The 17,300-nt window shown below is 65.9% G+C and carries 14 protein-coding genes; 4 read left to right on the top strand and 10 right to left on the bottom strand.

All coding sequences use genetic code 11. From position 1 onward, the window contains the following. The first annotated feature begins 4 nt into the window (after positions 1–4). Positions 5–733, top strand: a complete 729-nt coding sequence (locus E4P09_RS11555; protein ID WP_170984377.1) for a phosphocholine cytidylyltransferase family protein — start codon at positions 5–7, stop codon at positions 731–733. A 4-nt stretch (positions 734–737) separates the two neighbouring features. Here E4P09_RS11555 and E4P09_RS11550 read toward each other — a convergent pair whose 3' ends face one another. From E4P09_RS11550 to E4P09_RS11535, 4 genes are all read right to left on the bottom strand, one after another. Continuing rightward, positions 738–1,556 (bottom strand): nucleotidyltransferase family protein, encoded by an 819-nt coding sequence (locus E4P09_RS11550; protein ID WP_137389745.1) that lies wholly within the window; start codon positions 1,554–1,556, stop codon positions 738–740. Beyond that, positions 1,540–2,667, bottom strand: coding sequence for a GNAT family N-acetyltransferase (locus tag E4P09_RS11545; RefSeq protein WP_137389744.1), 1,128 nt, complete (start codon positions 2,665–2,667; stop codon positions 1,540–1,542). The genes E4P09_RS11550 and E4P09_RS11545 overlap by 17 nt, the downstream gene beginning before the upstream one ends. A gap of 34 nt (positions 2,668–2,701) precedes the next feature. Beyond that, positions 2,702–4,420 (bottom strand): ABC transporter ATP-binding protein, encoded by a 1,719-nt coding sequence (locus E4P09_RS11540; protein ID WP_137389743.1) that lies wholly within the window; start codon positions 4,418–4,420, stop codon positions 2,702–2,704. Between the two features lie 63 nt (positions 4,421–4,483). Next, positions 4,484–5,311 (bottom strand): aspartyl/asparaginyl beta-hydroxylase domain-containing protein, encoded by an 828-nt coding sequence (locus E4P09_RS11535; protein WP_137389742.1) that lies wholly within the window; start codon positions 5,309–5,311, stop codon positions 4,484–4,486. Positions 5,312–5,443: 132 nt separating this feature from the next. Here E4P09_RS11535 and E4P09_RS11530 point away from each other — a divergent pair, with 132 nt between their 5' ends. Beyond that, positions 5,444–6,685: an aminotransferase class V-fold PLP-dependent enzyme gene (locus E4P09_RS11530; RefSeq protein WP_137389741.1), complete on the top strand. Its 1,242-nt coding sequence runs from the start codon at positions 5,444–5,446 to the stop codon at positions 6,683–6,685. Positions 6,686–6,688: 3 nt separating this feature from the next. Here the strand turns inward: E4P09_RS11530 and E4P09_RS11525 are convergent, their stop codons facing one another. Further along, a complete protein-coding gene (locus tag E4P09_RS11525; protein WP_137389740.1) occupies positions 6,689–7,627 on the bottom strand; it encodes a DMT family transporter in 939 nt (312 codons plus the stop codon). 216 nt (positions 7,628–7,843) lie between these two features. Between E4P09_RS11525 and E4P09_RS11520 the strand changes: the two genes are divergently transcribed. Further along, positions 7,844–8,317, top strand: coding sequence for an NUDIX domain-containing protein (locus E4P09_RS11520; RefSeq protein ID WP_239025142.1), 474 nt, complete (start codon positions 7,844–7,846; stop codon positions 8,315–8,317). Here the strand turns inward: E4P09_RS11520 and E4P09_RS11515 are convergent, their stop codons facing one another. Continuing rightward, positions 8,318–9,295, bottom strand: a complete 978-nt coding sequence (locus E4P09_RS11515) for a glutathione S-transferase family protein (RefSeq protein WP_137389739.1) — start codon at positions 9,293–9,295, stop codon at positions 8,318–8,320. It lies immediately after the preceding gene. 257 nt (positions 9,296–9,552) lie between these two features. On the opposite strand from E4P09_RS11515, the gene E4P09_RS11510 reads away from it, so the two are divergent. Continuing rightward, on the top strand, positions 9,553–10,152 hold the full coding sequence (locus tag E4P09_RS11510; RefSeq protein ID WP_137389738.1) for a GNAT family N-acetyltransferase: 600 nt from the start codon (positions 9,553–9,555) through the stop codon (positions 10,150–10,152). Positions 10,153–10,306: 154 nt separating this feature from the next. Here the strand turns inward: E4P09_RS11510 and E4P09_RS11505 are convergent, their stop codons facing one another. The 4 genes from E4P09_RS11505 to E4P09_RS11490 are packed head-to-tail and all read right to left on the bottom strand — an operon-like array spanning position 10,307 to position 17,244. Next, the gene (locus E4P09_RS11505; RefSeq protein WP_137389737.1) at positions 10,307–12,406 is read right to left on the bottom strand and encodes a hypothetical protein; all 2,100 of its coding nucleotides are present in this window, start codon (positions 12,404–12,406) and stop codon (positions 10,307–10,309) included. 19 nt (positions 12,407–12,425) lie between these two features. After that, complete coding sequence (locus tag E4P09_RS11500) at positions 12,426–15,299, bottom strand: DUF4159 domain-containing protein (RefSeq protein ID WP_137389736.1); 2,874 nt, start codon at positions 15,297–15,299, stop codon at positions 12,426–12,428. Between the two features lie 6 nt (positions 15,300–15,305). Continuing rightward, complete coding sequence (locus tag E4P09_RS11495; RefSeq protein ID WP_137389735.1) at positions 15,306–16,241, bottom strand: DUF58 domain-containing protein; 936 nt, start codon at positions 16,239–16,241, stop codon at positions 15,306–15,308. Between the two features lie 4 nt (positions 16,242–16,245). After that, positions 16,246–17,244 carry an AAA family ATPase gene (locus E4P09_RS11490; RefSeq protein WP_137389734.1) on the bottom strand — a complete coding sequence of 333 codons (999 nt, stop codon included), beginning with the start codon at positions 17,242–17,244 and terminating at the stop codon, positions 16,246–16,248. Between the last annotated feature and the right edge of the window lie 56 nt (positions 17,245–17,300).

The following is a 17,300-nucleotide window of genomic DNA, read 5'->3' as shown; positions in this document are numbered from 1 at the left end:
CCCAGTGAAAGTTCTCATCCTTGGCGCGGGCCAGGGCAGCCGGCTACTGCCGCTCACCGAGGACATTCCGAAGGCGCTGCTCGACATCGGCGGCAAGCGTCTGATTGCCAGGCAGATCGAGGCCTTCGTCTCATGCGGCGTCAGAGAGTTCGTCGTCATTACCGGCTATGCTGTCGCGAAGATGGAACAGGCTCTCAACGAAATCGCCGCGAGCCTCTCGGTTTCGATCAGGACGGTCTACAACCCTTTCTATTCCGTTGCCGACAATCTGGCCAGCTGTTGGATGGCCCGGGCCGAGATGGATGGAGACTTCATCCAGGTGAACGGCGACAACGTGTTCGCCGCCGACATGGTGGAACGCCTGCTTTCCGCCCCTGCCCATCCGGTCACCGTCGCCGTGAACCACAAGAGTGCCTATGACGCCGACGACATGAAGGTGGTGCTCGACGGCGGCCGTCTGGTGGATGTCGGCAAGACCCTCCCGAACGAGCATGTGCACGCGGAGGCGATAGGCTTCTACATCTTCCGCGGCAATGGCGGGGCGCTGTACCGCCAGGTACTGGAGCGGCTCATGCGCGAGCCTGCTTCCCTCAAGCAATGGTTCCCCTTCGCCATCGGCATGCTCGCTAAACAGGTCGAGGTGCGCACGGTTCCTGTTTCCGACGTGCAATGGTGCGAAGTCGATTTTCCCGCTGATCTGGAGCATGCCCGGCGGCTGGTAGCATCCTGGTAGGTTCTCAGGACGACAGGGGCCTTGCGCGCTTGGAGAGGATTGCCTCGACCAGCTGCTTGTCGGCTGGCTTGTCCACGTCTATGGCCGCCTCGGCATAGGGCATGAGCACCGGCCGCGCGGTGATGCCAAGTCGGCGGGAGGCCTCAGCGAAGGCGCGATCAAGGGTCAAGCGGCCCAGGCCATAGAGGAGCAGGGGCCTCACGCCGAAGGCGCCGACCAGGCGCAGCGGCTTCTTGCGTAGCTGGTCCAGCTTGTCCCAGAAGGCGAGAGCCTTCAGGCCGGCTTGCGTGTTCACCGCGAAGAGGTTGCAGCCGGAGACGCGGTCACCTGCGAAGTCGAGAAATGTCCGCTGCGAGGCCGGGTAGGCGGCGAGAATGGTCTCGGCGGTGGCGAGGCCCGCGGTGATATCCGCGCCGGAGCTGGCGGACGCCTCGACGAAGTGATCGAGCATTGCCTGATCGAGCAAGGGATGATCGGCCGTGGTCACCAGCAGCGGCAGGCCTACCGCTCGCCGGCTGATGGTATCGATCACCGAGGCCGGCGCACTGCGGCTGGAGGGAGTAATGCGAATCTCAGCTCCTGCCTCAGCTGCGAGCGCTTGCGCAATCTCGGGCCGGTCGACGGAGACGGTGACGGGCCCAAGCTGCGAGCAGCTTCGCAGCGCGTTCAGCACCCGTACGAGCATGGGCACGCCGCCTACCGGAATGGCGCATTTGTGGCTGACGCCGAAGGCCTTGGCCATGGGGTCATCGGGTCCGCGGCCGGCGGCCAGCACCAGCACTTCGTATTTGGCGGCGGCGCGGGGCTCAGAGGTTGCGTTCATAGATGCGGTAGGTCTTGTAAGGCTTGGCGCCGAGCAGCTCGATCATCCGCCGCATGGCGACGTTGTCCTCCAGGATCCAGGACAGCTCGGCCCGGCAGGTGCCCCGGCTGGTGTGATAGCGGCGCACCGCGTCGATGACCGCGAGGGCAAGGGCAGAGCCGATGGCGGTCGACTGATAGGCCTTGCGCACCCCCATCAGCGGCATGCGCACCGCTTCGGGACGGCGCAGCGCGCGCCAGGCAAGCCGGGCCCAGCCGAAGGGCAGCAGCCTTCCGTCGAGCCCTTTGAGCCAGATATTGACGTCCGGCAGGCTGACGGCCATGGCGGCCGGCACGCCCTGATATTCGGCGATGGCCACATAGCCCTCCCTCACCAAGAAACGCAACTGGTTGCCGAGGTGGCGGATCTCGGCGGCGGTCATGGGCACGAAGCCCCAATTGTCCCGCCACGCATCGTTGAAGATGTCGATGATGGTGTCCAGGTCCTGGAACAGCCGCTTCTTTGAGAGGGGCCGCACTTGCAGATCGCCGGATTTCCGCGCCTTGTCGAGCAAAAGCTCCATCGAGCGCGGCATGGGCAGCCGGGCGTCATAGTCATAGGCGATGACGTCCTTGGCCTTGCGGTAGCCGAACGCCTCGATCTGGCTGGCATAGTAGGGCGGGTTGTGCCCCATCATCACGCGTGGCGGTGTCTGGAAGCCGTCGATCAGCAGCCCGGTCTCCTCGTTGACGGAAAAGCTGAACGGGCCTTGCACCAGCTCGGTGTCACGCGCCTTGAGCCAGGCCTCGGCCGCGGCGAACAGCGCGGCGAACACAGCGGGGTCATCCACGGCCTCGATGAAGCCGAACTGGCCGGTATTTGCGGCATAACGCTCGCGGTGCAGCCGGTCGACCTGGGCGGAGATGCGCCCCACGGCCATGCCCTCGCGCAGGGCGAGGAAGAGGCTTGCCTCCGCGTGCTCAAAATAGGGATTCTTGCCGGGGCTCAGCACTTCCCGCCGCTCGAGGGCGAGGGGTGCGATCCAACAGGGGTCGTTGCCCTGGATCAGCCGAGGCACCTCGATGAACTGGTCGAGATCGCGTGGATCTGCGACGGTACGGATCTCGATCATTGACTGTAAGGGCGACCTCGGCTGACAGCGATAATCAGGCGGGCATCGGCGCGTTCTTTTCCGTCTCGATCGGGGCGACCTGGCCCGCCGCCACTTGATAGAGCCTGGTGGCGATCGATGTCCATGCCGGGCGATGGGTGATCGCCACGATGGTATAGGCGCCGCCCAGTTCTCCGATGTTTCGGCATATCTCAAGCTCGGTCTCCGGATCGAGGGCGCTGGTGACCTCGTCCAGGATCAGGAGCTTGGGGTCTATGACCAGGGCGCGCGCAAGCGCAATGCGCTGGCGCTGGCCGCCCGACAGCCTGGTTCCGCGCTCGCCGACCACGGTGTCGATGCCGTCCGGCAACTCGTCGACGAACTCGCGAGCCCCTGCCTTGGCGAGAGCCGCGATAATCTTCTCACGGGAGATCGCCGGGTCTCCCAGGCTGATATTGTCGGCGATCGTGCCATGTAACAGGCTGATTTCCTGCGGGACATAGCCGATCATGCTGCGCCAGGCGGACAGCTTCACCTCGGAGAGCGGCACACCGTCGACCAGGATGCGGCCTTCCTGCGGCTCATAAAGGCCGATGAGCAGGTCGATGAGGGTGGTCTTGCCCGCGCCCGACGGGCCCTGCAGAACCGTAATCTCGCCCGCCGGTATGGTCAGATCGACGTGCTTGGTGACCGGCCGGTCGCGATAGGCGAAGGAGACGTTCTCAAACACGACACCCTGCCTGAGGGCCGGCAGCTTGGTGCCGCGGTCCGGCTCGCGGTGGGCCGCGGTCTCGTCGATCAGTTCCTTCACGCGCCAATAGGCGCTCTCCAGCTCGACAGCCGTCTGGTAGTTCTGCTGAATCTTCCCTGTGATCGAGACCACCTGGTAGAACAGGATGCCCATGACAACCAGTTCGGGCAGCGGTACCGCCCAGAGATCGGCGGCGACATAGACGCTGGCGCCGAGCATGATCGCGATCAGCACTTCCTCGCCATAGGTCAGCCCCTGTTTTGCCAGCACCTTCTTCACTAGGGCCCTGCGCAGGCTGCGGATCTTGCTCGCGAACAGCGCCGCAAAGGGCTGCTGGCGGTTCATGCTCTTGAGCGGCTTGATGTTGTTGAAGGCATCCGAGACGTAGGTCACCAGTTCGGACGTGCGGTTGGTCTGCCTCAGCCCCGCCCGGCGGGAGAGCCTTACCAGTGCACTGAGCGAGCCGATCAATATGGCGCCCACGGCGATTCCGGTCAGGGCGAGCTTCCACGAGATCAGTACGGCCACCACCAGGTAGACCACGCCTTGCGCTAGGAAGGAGACGAAACGGGCCGCGGTGAAATAGGCCTCACCGGAGCGGGTGGCGTCGTTGCTGATCGCATTGGCGATCCGGCCCACGCGCTGATCGACGAAATAGCTCCATTTCGCCGCCATCAGCTGTTCAAGGAGCTGGGTGCGCACATTGGCCGAGACATCGGCCACCGATATGCCGGCATAGGACAGGGCGATAAAGGCGAGCACGGCCTTGATGATCAGAGTGACCGAAACGATGGTGACGAGATTGCCGAGCGTGGGCGCAATACCGGCCGCATCCAGCAGGTGGGACACGAGCTGGTTCAGGGTCGAGCTATTGCTGCTCGTGCCCCCGCCGATCTGCGAGATGGTCGGCAGCAGGGTGCCGAAACTGATGGCTTCGGAGAGGCCGGCGAGCAACAGGCACGACAATACGAGGCCGGGCCTGGTGCCGCGCGCGGAGAGAAAGATCTTGAGGACGCTCAGCATTTTCGTGGCGCATCCAGCCACGAAGTCCGAGGCTTAGTCAACGTCGGATTGTAGCCGCGGCAATTAGCCGTGCGCCGGCTCGCTCAACTTCTCCAGGTTGGCGTCCGCCCGGCGCGTCGCCGCCTCGAAGCGCTCCTCGAAGCTCTGCATGTTCTTTTTCGGTTCCTGGTAATAGGCCGTCAGCTTCAGGAGCCGGACGAAGCTCGCATTCACGACACGGCCCCAGAAGCGCATGGGCCGGTCGAAATCGAACAGCAGAATCACGCGCTCCTCGTCAGTATCGTTCCAGACCTCGTGCTCGTAGGTATCGTCGAAGACGAAGATCTCGCCTTCGCGCCAGATGCAGATCTCGTCAGCCACCCGCAGCCGGCAGCGCTCGGCGTCCTTCGGCACGATCAGCCCGAGATGGGTCCGCAGGATACCTTTCGAGACACCGCGGTGCGCGGGGATGTGATAGCCGGGGGCCAGGATCGAAAACCATGCAGTCTGCAGATTGGGCACCTGCTCGAGCAGTCGCGTGGTCACCGGGGTCTTGGCACAATTCTTGGCGAGCTTCTCGCCAAACCCGAACAGGATGAAGGTGCGCCAGTTGTTGCCCTTGGCGATGCGCTTCTGGTCGGGCGACACTTCCTGGAAGGTCGGCACCGCCTCGCGATGCTTGAGGACCTCGGCGATCTCGTCCCGGATCACCTCCCAGTTATCGGTGAACTGCTTGAGGAACGGGAAATCTGCCGTGTTCATCACCGGCTTGTCACCGACCAGGGACTGGCTGGCGAGGAAGTCCGCCAGCCCGCGGATCAGGCGTTTCCCGAGTTGCTTGACATGCCGGCGGCGCTTTTGTTTCAGCCTGCTGACAAGGCTTTTGCCTGCTTCATCACTAACACTGACCATGTGACTCAAGACCCTTGGGCCGCGGACAGGAAATCACCTGTCATTGGACGCCCGGAGCATGTATGTGTGTCCACCGGGTGTGATCGCACAATTGTAGCGGTTTGTGCAGATTTATAAAGGTTCTGTAAACAGATGTGGGCGCGGACTCAACTGAAAATCGGCTGGCGCGACCTATTGGCGGGGGTGAGGCACGGGCTTTTTCCCGCAGACCGGGAAAAAGCTTCGCGGCAGGTCGAGAGCTACTGGTCCGATGGCGGCGGAACCATGGCCGCCTATTCCGTCCGCTCGGGCTTTCACCTCCTGCTCACGGCGCTAGGGCTGCAGCCTGGCGACGAGATCCTGTTCTCTGCGCTCAACGTGCGGGGCATGGTGCGAATCGTCGCGTGGCACGATCTGGTGGCGGTGCCGATCGACCTGGAGATCGCGCATATGGGACCATCGCTGGACCGCCTGCGGCGCGCGATCACGCCGCGCTCGAAGGTTCTGGTGGTGGCGCATCTGTTCGGCACTCACCTGGAACTCGACCCGATCTTCACCCTTGCCCGGGAGCACGGCCTGCTGGTCGTGGAGGACTGCGCGCAGGCTTTTGCCGGCCGTCGGTATCCTGGCCATCCCAAAGCCGATGTCTGCATGTTTTCGTTCGGGCCGTTGAAGACCGCAACCGCGCTCGGGGGCGCGCTGATCAAGGTGCGCGACCCCGCCTTGCTTGAGCGCATGCGCGCGATACAGGCGGGCTGGCCCGTGCAGCCGGAGAAGGCACAGCTGAAGCGGGTGGCGCAGTTCGCCGGCCTCAAGATCATCACGTCGCGTCCGGTGATGGGCCTGATCTACCGCTTCTTCCATGCCCGCGGCCGGGACTACGAGGACGCCGTCAGCGAGCGGGTGCGAAACGTCGCCAATCTGAAGAAGCGGAAGTTCCTGGAGTATCAGCCCTCATACGGAATGCTGGCGCTGATGGACCGCCGCATACGCACCTTCCGCGAGGAGGTGCTGCAGGAGCGTACTGACCGGGGCGAGCGCCTGCGCCGCTATATCGGCGACGCGGTGGTGATGCCGGGCCGCGCCAACAGCTATTGCGATTATTGGGTGTTTCCGATCCTGGTGGATGATCCGCGCACTTTCATCGAGGAATTGCGGGCGGAGGGGTTTGACGGGGCCAACCTGCCGCGGTCGCAGGCGGTGCCGGCGCCCGCCGATCGGCCGGAGCTCGAGCCACGCATCGCGGCGCAGGCGCTGTCGGACCTCATCGTTCTGCCGTGCTACCCCGGCATGTCGGATGCGGAGCTCAAGCGCCAGGCCGACGTGGTGCGGCGAATCGCAGCCAAGGTGGGCACGGCGCGCACCTCGGCCTATCGGGACGCCGTGCCGCAGTGAGCTTCAGACCTTCGGCGGTTCGGCTGGCTTGGGGGCCCGAGCGCGCGGGTTGGTGACCAGTGCCACTCCGATGGTCGCGATGATCATGCCGAACCAGGCGATCAGCGGCATGGTCTCGCCCAGCAGCACCCAGAGCTGGATGGCCGCGACCGGCGGCACCAGGAAGAACAGCGCCGAGACCTTGGACGCCTCGCCGCGTCGCACCAGGATCAGCAGCAGGGTTATGGCGATCAGCGAGTTGGCGATCACCAGATAGGCGAGCACGCCGGCGAGCGGCAGGCTCCACTCCACATGCATGTCGCCCAGGAACCAGGCGATCGGAAACATGGTCACCGCAGCGACAATGCATTGCACCAGATTGGCCGTGACCGGGTGGTGGTTGGAGCCGAACCGCTTCTCGTAGAGTGTCGCCGCGGTGATCGCCAGCAGCGCGCCAAGGGCGGATGCAATGCCGAGCACGGACGTCGCCTCGACCGTTGCACGGGAGGCGATCACCACGGCGGCGCCAATCGTGCCGAGCACCAGGCCGACCCAATGCAGCACCGTGACCCGCTCGGCTGTTGACCACGGCGCGAACAGGCCGACCAGAATGGGCTGCAGGGCCAAGATCAGGGCCAGGGCTCCCGCCGAGAGGCCCAGGGCGACGCTCCAATAGCAGAGGGAGAAATAGAAGACCTGCAGCAGCAATCCTGTTATGGCGAGGTGAAGCCATTGCCGGCCGGTGCTGGGCAATGGCGGCCGCATGATCAGGAACACCGGGCCGAGCACGACCACGATCAGGAAGTAGCGCAACAAGAGCAACATGAACGGATCGGCATATTGGATGCCGATCTTCATGGAAGGATAGCCGCCAGACCACAGGAGCAGGAAAATGACGGGTGCAAGCGTCAGCCACACCGGCTTGGTCGCGCTCTCGCTGGTCGTGCTGGAGGGGGCCGTCATGAATGTAGGCAGGGCATAGGGTGACTCGTGAGACCGCAGATGCATTCGCTTCAGCGGTCGTTCCCAATCGCGTTCTTGACCTCAGCCGAGCCGTGATGCAGCACGACGGGCAAGGCCCCACTCTCACTACGCCGGCCGCCGGTGCGCAAGCCGATTTCTACCGTTGCATAGCAGGGTTGCGCGCAGGCAGGATCTGGCTCCCGTCGAGGATCCTCAATGGCCACTCTGCCAAGACCGCTGGCCCGGATGCTGGCGCGTACTGTCATCCATCCGCTCCACCGCCTGCGGCGGGGGGCGACGCTCGGCGTGCGAGTCCTGCTGGCGGACACGGAGCAGCGCGTGCTCCTGGTCCGGCACACCTATACGCCGGGATGGATGCTGCCGGGGGGAGGGGTCGAGCCTGGCCAGACCTGCCTCGATGCCGTGCGCTGCGAGCTCGACGAAGAGGTTGGGGTGACCTTGTTGGAGCCGCCGCGGCTGGTCGGCATCCTCGCCAATTTCGCCTCGCAGCCGGGCGATCACGTGGCGCTCTATTACGCGCATCAGTGGAAGCGGCGGCCGGTTACATCTCCGGAGATCGCCGCGGCCGACCTGTTTCCCTTGCGCGCCCTTCCGGCTGAGACCTCGCCGGCGACGCGACGCAGGGTTGCGGAATATCTGGGCGAAGCGCCGGTCGCGGAGCACTGGTGATCAGGGATCGATCCTGATCGACCGGTCGATGAACTCCAGCTCCGGCCCCAAGGGAATGATGCCGGTCGGATTTATGGTGCGGTGGCTGCCGTAGTAATGCAGCTTGATCTGGTCGATATCGACCGTCTCAGCCACGCCCGGCACCCGGTAGAGCCTTTTCAGATAGGCGGAGAGGGCATGATAATCCGCTATCCGGCGCTTGTTGCACTTGAAGTGGCTGAAATAGATGGCGTCGAAGCGCAGCAGGGTGGTGAACAGGCGCCAGTCGGCTTCGGTGAGGCGGTCGCCGACCAGATCGGGCTGGCGCGATAGCCGATCCTCCAACCAGTCCAAGGTATCGAACAGTGCGGCGAAGGCTGCTGCATAGGCGTTCTGGGTGGTGGCAAAGCCGGCGCGGTAAACGCCGTTGTTCACCGTTTCGTATACCCGCTCGTTGACCGCATCGATCTCCTGCCGGAGCGGTTCCGGATAGAAATCGCGCGTGTTGCCGGTGAGATCGTCGAAGGCCGAGTTGAACATCCGGATGATCTCGGCCGATTCGTTGCTGACGATGGTGCCGCGCTGCTTGTCCCACAGCACCGGTACGGTGACCCGGCCGGTGTAGTGGGCATCGGCCTTGCGGTAGACCTCGTAGAGGCGCCGGGTGCCGTTTACCATGTCCGGCAGCGTGCCGGGCCGGTCGGAGAAGACCCAGCCTTCCTCCAGCATGAGCGGATCAACGATCGAGAGGGAGATGTGCTCGGTCAATCCTTTTAGCTTGCGGAAGATCAGCGTGCGGTGCGCCCATGGGCACGCGAGGGCCACGTAGAGGTGGTAGCGGCCGCTCGCAGCAGGGAAGCCACCGCTGCCGCTCGGCCCGGGCGCACCATCGGCCGTAACCCAATTGCGGAAAGCCGAGGCCTTGCGCTCGAACGAACCGCCGGTCGACTTGGTGTCGTACCAGACGTCCTGCCACTGTCCGTCAACCAGCATGCCCATCACGCCACTCCTATAAGTTCTTTACGGACTACCGCCCTCATGATATGAGCGCATTTCCAGTCGACCAAAGGCTTGTCCATGCTGCGCATGATGCCGGTGACATTGCGACGACGATCCGAGGCCTGCGCGGAAAGACCGCGCCGGCATCAATAATCCGTCGCGTCCGGCACAAGCATCCACGTTAATCGTTGTCCTGGGATGCCCCGTGCGGGGGGCGCGATGCTTCCCGCAATTGTTCTGCCATGGGCGCGCCGGACATGAATGCTCTGACCCCTATCATTCTCAAGCCGTTTGGACCTTCCGATCATGCTGCGGTCGAGGCGCTGCTCGACCGTGCGTTCGGCCTTGGGCGCCAGGCTAAAACCTCGTACCGGCTGCGCGAAGGCGAGAAGCCGATCGACGAATTGTGCCGGGTGGCGTGGTTTGCTGGCGAGATCGTCGGGTCGATCTGGTATTCGCCGGTGAAGATCGGGCCAGCGGGAACGGACGCGCTGCTGCTCGGGCCGCTGGCGGTGAGCCCGGACCTGCAGAACTGCGGCATCGGCATGAAGCTGATGCAGTCGACCCTGGCGGATGCGGCGGCCCTGGGCCACCGGCTGGTCATCCTGGTGGGCGATGCACCGTATTATGCGCGGGTGGGCTTCTCCAAAGTGCCGGAGGGGCGGCTGACGCTGCCCGGACCAGTCGATCCCAACCGGCTGCTCTATCGCGAACTGGTGCAACATGCGTTTGATGGCGTGAGCGGCCTAGTGCTCGGGCCCAACCGGTGGCGCGCAGTCCGGGAGCCCTCGGCGCTGGCCGTTCCGGCTCAGGGCGGCCAGGTCCATGCGGACGGGTTTTCGCATGTCGAGACCTGAAGTTGGGCCTGTCATGTCCGGCCACCGAGCCGGGGGTATCCGGCGCCGTATTAGCTTGCGCTTTCCCTTGGAGCCCTGGATTGCCGCGTCAAGCGCGGCAATGACGACATGGATGTCGGGACGGGGCACCGGCTGATGTACTCAAGCGAAAAGCCTAGCGGCCTTCGCGGTACCAGGTGAGGCCCATCACGGCGAGGAGCAGCGCCAGCGCCAGCAAGGTGGAGAACAGCGGCACCTCGGTGACCTCGCGCAAGCGATAGGCGCCGTTGTCGCGCAGCCCGAGCCAGCCTGAGCCGCTGGCGACGCGGCCCTCCGCCACCTTACGCCAGCGTGGCACGCTGATGCTTTCGCCGGGATTGTCCGCCAGCCAATAAATACCGCCGCCGGTTGCGTCGGTCACTGGCTTGAGCTTCTCCTCCGTGGCGGCGATCTCGGCGGTTTCCTTGGGATCGGGGCTGCCGACCGCGGCCACCGCATCGATCTTGCCGTCGGACAAGCGATGCAGGCCGACCTCGCTGACCGGGACTTCGCCGCGCCACAGGCCGGGCTCGATCTCGCTCAGCTTGGCCGAGCTTTCCGCGCCCGAGGGGGCGCGCACGGTAACGTCACTCACCGTATCGGCCATGGTGCGGCGCTCGATAATGAGCCGGTTGCCGTCATGCCGGCCGATCAGCGCCTCCTCCTCCAGATCCGGCTCCTTCATCAGCCAATGGGCAAGCCGGCGCAGCAACTCCGACTGGGGACCGCCGCCGTCATAGCCGCGCGCCCATAGCCAGGCATGGTCGGAAAGCAGCTGGGCGACCCGTCCCTCCTGATAGCGCGACAGGATCATCAGCGGCTTGTTCTGCGGGCCTGACATCAACGCCTCGCCACCGGTCTGGTCGACATCGATCAGGCGGAACCAATGGCCCCAGTTGGGCGGCGACTGTTCCGAACCGGGCAGGTCGCGGGTGACCGGGTGGCGCTTGCCAGCTTCGGTTATTCCCGGCCGGAACGGCTCGATCGTGACACCGCCGGTCGGTGCGCTGGGCAGCACGGTCGACAACGGCGAGCGGTAGAGGCTGAGGGGCGAGGCATAATCCGGACCGGCCGCCAGCAGCACGGCGCCGCCGCGCTCCACATAGGACACCACATTGGCGAGATAGATGGCGGGCAGCACGCCGCGGCGCTGGTAGCGATCGAAAATGATCAGGTCGAAGTCATCGAGCTTCTCGGAGAACAGCTCGCGCGTCGGGAAAGCGATCAGCGACAGTTCGCCGATGGGCGTGCCATCCTGCTTCTCCGGGGGGCGCAGAATGGTGAAATGCACGAGATCGACAGAGGCGTCTGCCTTGAGCAGGTTGCGCCAGGTGCGCTCGCCGGGATGCGGCTCGCCCGAGACCAGCAGCACGCGCAGGCGGTCGCGCACGCCTTTGGTTTCCACGATCGCGCTGTTGTTCTGCAGGGACAGCTCGTCCTGCAGGGGCGCCGCGGTGAGCTCTGTGAGGGTGGGACCGCCGCGGGTGAGCGTCAAAGGCAGCTCGACCGTCTGGCCCACCGGCACGGTCAGGCCGTTCATGGCCTCGCCATTGACGGTCACCGCCACGTCCACCTGGCCGTCTTGCGGAATATCACGCCCGGTCTGCTCGATGCGGAACTTGATGATCTGGCGCTCGCCGACGATGCCGAACCGGGGGGCCTGCTCGATGACGATGCGGCGGTCGCGCTCGTCACGATTGCCGGTGATCAGGGCATGAATGGGGCCGTTATAGCCCTGTCCCGTCGGATCCTGCGGAACGTCATGGGCTTGCCCGTCGGTGATGAGGATGGCCCCGGCGAAGCGGTCGGGCGGGATTTCGGAGAGTGCGGTGCTGAGGCCGCTGAACAGCTGGGTGCCGCGCTCGGCGCTGGTCAGGCCGGACTGGACGGTGACGGTGCGCAGCTCGAGGTTGGGCAGGCTGCGTGTCGCCTCGTTCACGGCGGCTGCGGCGGCCTGGGTGCGGCCGCGCCGTTCACCGATGTGCTGGCTCTGGCTGTCGTCCACCACCACCACGGCAATATCGGTCAGCTGGTCGCGCTCCTCGCGCCGGGCGGAGGGGTTGAGCAGGGTCGCCACCAGCAGCGTCAGCATGGCCAGCCGCAGCAGCGCGCCGCGGGCGCGCGCGAACAGGGCGAGCAGCACCAGCACGAGGCCGAGGCCGCCGAGCATGGCGATCAGCCATACCGGCGCCAGGGGCGACCATGAGAACGCGAGATCGAAAGGAAGGCCGTTCATGCGGAGCAAAAACCTTTCGTCACTGGCCCAGCCGCTCCAGCAGCGCCGGCACATGCACCTGGTCGGCCTTATAATTCCCGGTCAGCACATACATCACGATGTTGACGCCGCTGCGCAAGGCCATCTCCCGCTGGCGAGCGCCACCGGGAACCGCCGGGAACATGGGCTGGCCATCGACATTCAGCGCCCAGGCGGCCGCATAGTCGTTGGCGCCGATGATGACCGAGGAGACACCGTCGAAATTGGCGGAGCCTTCGGGCGTGGCGCCGCCACCCGCTTCCACCCATAGCTGACCGCCGGCCCAGCGGCCGGGAAAGGTCTGCAGGAGGTAGAAGGCCTTGGTCAGCACGTGCTCCGGCGGCACCGGCGTGAGCGGCGGCACGTTCACATTGGCCAGAATGCGCTGCAAAGCCTGGGTGGCTGGGCTGACGCCGCCCGCAAGGCTTTGCACGTTGCTCTGATGATCGCGTGTGTCGAACAAGATGGTGCCGCCGTTCTTGAGGTAGGCGTCCACCCGGGCGGAGGCTGCGGGCGACAGCGCCGGCGCGTCCGGCAGCACGGGCCAATAGAGCATGGGGAAGAAGACGATGTCGTCGCGCTCGATGTCCACGCCCACGGGCGGTGCCGCTTCCACTGCGGTGCGCTGCATCAGCACCTCGGTCAGGCCGGTGAGCCCGGCTTCGCTGATCTGATCGACCTCGGAATCGCCGGTGCGGACATAGGCGAGCTTGGTGTCGAGGGATGACTCCAGGGCGAAGGCCTGGTTGGGCACGGCATTGTCGTTCGTCTGCGCCTGCAGGTCGGAAGGCGCTGTGAGGCACAGGAAGCCCAGTGCGAGCGCTGCGCCAGGCTTGGCGAAGCGCGACCGCAGCTGCCCGAGTGAGCCCGACAGGAGCAGCACGGCAAAGGCGTCCAGCAGGAACAGGATCAGTGCCAGCACCAACAGCGGCCCGGCAAAGGAAACGGTCTGCGCGGGCTGGTAGGTTCGGAGGGCGATGCCGGTCGGCAATGTGCCGATCGGCGTGAGCTGCGGGGCGTCTTCATAGAGGTTGAGCGCCCGGGTGCGGCTGTCGCGGCCATAGAGCCCGGCCGGATGCTGGGGCCCGGGCCGGGTCTCGTCGAACGCGGCCAGGGGGATGGGCCGGGCATCGGCGGGTGGATCGACCAGCTCGCCGAAGCCGTTGAGGACGCGGATCGGCGCCAGCGCCCCGGCGCCGGATGCGGCGGTGCTGTTCTCGCCTTGGCCTTGGGCGGCCCGGTTGCTTTCGGGTGCCGCGCCGGATGCGACGCTGCCCGGGGCCATATCGAGGATCCGCCGGAGCATTTCCACGAACACACCCGACAGGGGCAGATTGGACCAGTCCGCGTTGGCGGTGACATGGAACAGCACGATCAGCCCGTTGCCGCGCCGCTCGGCGGTGACGAGCGGCGTGCCGTCGGCAAGGCGGGCCCAGACTTTCGCGCCGAGATCAGCGGTCGGCTGCGCCAGCACCTGCTTGGCCACGGTGACCTCGGGGCTGACCGGGATGCCGGCAAACGGGCTCTGCTCCTCGAAGGGGGCGATGGGCTGCGGCTCCTCCCAGGTCAAGGCGCCGCCGAGGGCACGGTCGCCTTCGCGCAGCTCGACCGGCACCAGGTCGTCATGCCCGGCCGCAAGCCGCGGGCCGGCGAAGCGCACGAGAATGCCGCCGCGCTCGACCCAGTTGCGCACGGCGTCACGGTCACCGACCGGCAGCTGGCCGATATCGGCCAGCATCAGCATGGACAGGCCGCCTTGCAGAGCCGTGCTCAGATTGGTGCTGCCGGTTTCCGTCGCGATGCCGTCGCCGATGGTGCGCAGCTCCGCATAAGGTTCGAGCGCGCGGGTCACATAGTAAAGCGGAGAGAGCAGCGGCTGGTTGGCCTCGATCGAGCCTGCCGCATCCAGGCCGACGATCTTGCGGCTCCAACGGTCGTCGAGGAGGTAGACGGCACCGGCACTACGCTCGCCGCGAATGTCGATACGCGCCACTTCGTTGCGAAGCTGCAGCGGCAGTTCCATTGTGGCGGTGGCGCGGGTCTCGCCATTGCCGAACCGCAAGATCTGCTCGGCGAGGCTGCGGCCGTTGCCGGCAAGCGCCCGGGCGGTGACGGTCTGCTCGCCGGCGGCCGTCGAGCGGGCGGCGGCGATTGCGAGGCCCTCGCCGGCCAGCTGCGGCGCGCCGACGGCAAGCGACGGCTCACTGGCCGGGGGCACCAGCGCCCTCACTTGCGAGCCGCCGCCCAGGGCGCGCAAGGCCGACGCGAAGCTCGATGCATTACCGTAGTCCAGCCCGTCGGAGAGCCAGAGGATATCGAGCGGTTGGTTGCCGTCGAAGCCTTCCGCCAGCCGGCGCGCGAGGCCCATGCGATCGGGGATGAGCGCCTTGGGCTGCAGGGTGCTGATCGTCTCGGCCACGTCGGCCGCTGCCTTGGTCTCGAGCGGCGGGGGCGCATCCTTGGGGGTGGTGGTGACCAGCAGAACGGGCTGGTCCAGCTCGCGCGCCCGGTCGACCGCCTCGGTGGCGGTCCGCAGCCGCGCCGGCCATGCCTTCGCCGCGGCCCAGCCATCGTCCAGCACGATCAGCAGGGGGCCATTGCCGCCGACACCTTCCGCATTGCGGTTGATCATGGGCCGGGCCACCGCAAGGATGAGGCAGGCGATCAGCAGCATACGCAGCAGCATGAGCCACCACGGTGTCTTGTGCGGAGTCTCCTCTTTGGCGATCAATCCGAGCAGGAAGCGGATGGGCGGGAAGCTCACCCGTTCGGGGCGCGGGGGCGTCAGCCGCAGCAGCCACCAGATGATCGGCAGCAGCAGCAGTGCCCACAGGGCGGCCGCGGTCTGAAAGGTGATGGCGCCGATCGTCAGCATGGAGCCCTACCCTCCGGTCAGCATATTGCCCGAGAGCCGCCCGTAGAGCGGTAGGATCGCCCGCTGCGGTGGCTGGTCGGTGTGGTGCAGGGTGAAGCTCCAGCCAAGGCGTTGCGCGAGTTCCCGCAAGCCCGCGCGATGGGTTTCTATGCGGGCCCTGTAGGCGTCACGGACGCTTTCCGTGCGTCCAATGATAAAGCGCAATGGGCCGCCGCCGGTTTCCTCGAATTCTTTGCGGCCGGTGTAAGGCAGGTTTTCCTCGGCCGGGTCGAAGATCTGGACCAGGTGACCGCGCACGTCGCGCGCGGCGATCGAGGAGATGCTTTCCCGCAGAGCATCGAGCGGAACCAGGAAGTCGCTGATGAGGATGACGTTGGAATAGCGCGGCAGGCTCACCTGTGGCAGCCCGCTCTCGGCAAAGGCGCCATGGGGCAGTCCGCTGGCCTCCTGATCGGCGCCCGTCGCGATGGCCGCCAGCCGTTCAAGGCCGTTGCGGCTGGCGACCGGATGACGACCGCTGCCGAGAATGCCCACGCGCTCGCCTGCCGACAGCATAAGGGCCGACAGGGTCAGGAGAACGAGCAGTGCGCGCTCGCGCTTGGTGGTCGAGGCGAGCCTGGAGCGAAACGCCATGCCCGGGGCAGCGCTGGCCCACATCCACACCGTGTTGGCTGCTTCCCATTCGTTCTGGCGGATATAGAGCTGGTCGGAGCGGGCGGACTTGCGCCAATCAATGCGAGAGGCTTCCTCGCCGGCACGATAGCGCTGGAACTGCCAGAAGCTCTCGCCGCTGCCCGGGCGGCGGCGGCCGTGGAAGCCGAGCATGACGGTGTTGGCGATGCGATCGGCCTGGACCAGCAGGGCCGGATAGGCCTGGGCCAGATGCTGCGCCTCGTCGACCGGGACCTTGGTGGGGCGATCTGCTGTCCAGATGGGCGCCAAGCTTCTATCCCAGCATGCCGCAGAGCCGCGAGATCACACCGTCCACCGTCTGGCCGTCGGCCCGGGCGGCGAAGGTCAAGGCCATGCGGTGGCGCAGCACCGGATTGGCGAGCGCGATCACGTCATCAACCGAGGGGGACAGCCGGCCGTCCATCAGGCAGCGGGTGCGCACGCCCAGCATCAGCGCCTGGCTCGCGCGCGGGCCGGGGCCCCAGGCCACCGTCTCGCGCACGAAGTCGTCTGCATCGGGGCCGGGCCGCGCCGTGCGCACCAACTTGAGGACTGCGTTCACCACCGAATCACCTACCGGGATGAGCCGCACCAGCCGCTGCAGTGCCTGGAGTTCTTCGGCGGTCATCACCGGGTCAGGCAAAGTCTCGGCCGGCCCGGTGGTGGCAAACAGCATGCGCCGTTCAGCCTCGAGGTCCGGATAGGGCACGTCGATCTCGAGGAGGAAGCGGTCCAGCTGCGCTTCAGGCAAAGGATAGGTGCCTTCCTGCTCGATCGGGTTCTGGGTGGCCAGCACGTGGAAGGGCCGGGGCAGGTCATGGCGCTGGCCTGCCACCGTCACGTGCTTTTCCTGCATGGCCTGCAGCAGGGCCGATTGCGTGCGGGGGCTCGCGCGGTTGATCTCGTCGGCCATCAGCAGCTGGCTGAACACGGGCCCCTTGATGAAGCGGAAGTGGCGGGTGCCGGTATCGCTCTCTTCCAGCACTTCCGAGCCGATGATGTCGGACGGCAGGAGATCCGGCGTGAACTGCACCCGCTTCTCCTGCAGGCCCAGCACGTGGCCGATGGTCTCGACCAGCTTGGTCTTGGCCAGGCCCGGCAAGCCCACCAGCAGCCCGTGGCCGCCGCTGAGGATCGCGGTGAGGGCCAAGTCGATGACCGGCTGCTGGCCAAAGATCACCCGGCCGATGGCGTCCTTCGCCCGCGCCAGCCGCTCGCCAGCCCGTTCGATGTCTTCGACCACCTTGTGGTCGGCTTCGTTGATGCTCTGCATATCAATAACTATAGTTCTTCCGAGACGTGACGATAGCCTGCCGGACGGATGTCAAA

It is taken from the genome of Rhodoligotrophos defluvii (assembly GCF_005281615.1).
GTDB classification, from domain to species: domain Bacteria; phylum Pseudomonadota; class Alphaproteobacteria; order Rhizobiales; family Im1; genus Rhodoligotrophos; species Rhodoligotrophos defluvii.
Note: the sequence above shows the minus strand (reverse complement) of the source record. Positions and strands in the feature narration are given on the sequence as shown.

Excerpts from the sequence above, each read along its gene's own strand:
- E4P09_RS11550 (WP_137389745.1), bottom strand. The coding sequence starts at position 1,556 with ATGAACGCAACCTCTGAGCCCCGCGCCGCCGCCAAATACGAAGTGCTG.
- E4P09_RS11545 (WP_137389744.1), bottom strand. The coding sequence starts at position 2,667 with ATGATCGAGATCCGTACCGTCGCAGATCCACGCGATCTCGACCAGTTC.
- E4P09_RS11540 (WP_137389743.1), bottom strand. The coding sequence starts at position 4,420 with ATGCTGAGCGTCCTCAAGATCTTTCTCTCCGCGCGCGGCACCAGGCCC.
- E4P09_RS11535 (WP_137389742.1), bottom strand. The coding sequence starts at position 5,311 with ATGGTCAGTGTTAGTGATGAAGCAGGCAAAAGCCTTGTCAGCAGGCTG.
- E4P09_RS11530 (WP_137389741.1), top strand. The coding sequence starts at position 5,444 with ATGTGGGCGCGGACTCAACTGAAAATCGGCTGGCGCGACCTATTGGCG.
- E4P09_RS11525 (WP_137389740.1), bottom strand. The coding sequence starts at position 7,627 with ATGACGGCCCCCTCCAGCACGACCAGCGAGAGCGCGACCAAGCCGGTG.
- E4P09_RS11520 (WP_239025142.1), top strand. The coding sequence starts at position 7,844 with ATGGCCACTCTGCCAAGACCGCTGGCCCGGATGCTGGCGCGTACTGTC.
- E4P09_RS11515 (WP_137389739.1), bottom strand. The coding sequence starts at position 9,295 with ATGGGCATGCTGGTTGACGGACAGTGGCAGGACGTCTGGTACGACACC.
- E4P09_RS11510 (WP_137389738.1), top strand. The coding sequence starts at position 9,553 with ATGAATGCTCTGACCCCTATCATTCTCAAGCCGTTTGGACCTTCCGAT.
- E4P09_RS11505 (WP_137389737.1), bottom strand. The coding sequence starts at position 12,406 with ATGAACGGCCTTCCTTTCGATCTCGCGTTCTCATGGTCGCCCCTGGCG.
- E4P09_RS11500 (WP_137389736.1), bottom strand. The coding sequence starts at position 15,299 with ATGCTGACGATCGGCGCCATCACCTTTCAGACCGCGGCCGCCCTGTGG.
- E4P09_RS11490 (WP_137389734.1), bottom strand. The coding sequence starts at position 17,244 with ATGCAGAGCATCAACGAAGCCGACCACAAGGTGGTCGAAGACATCGAA.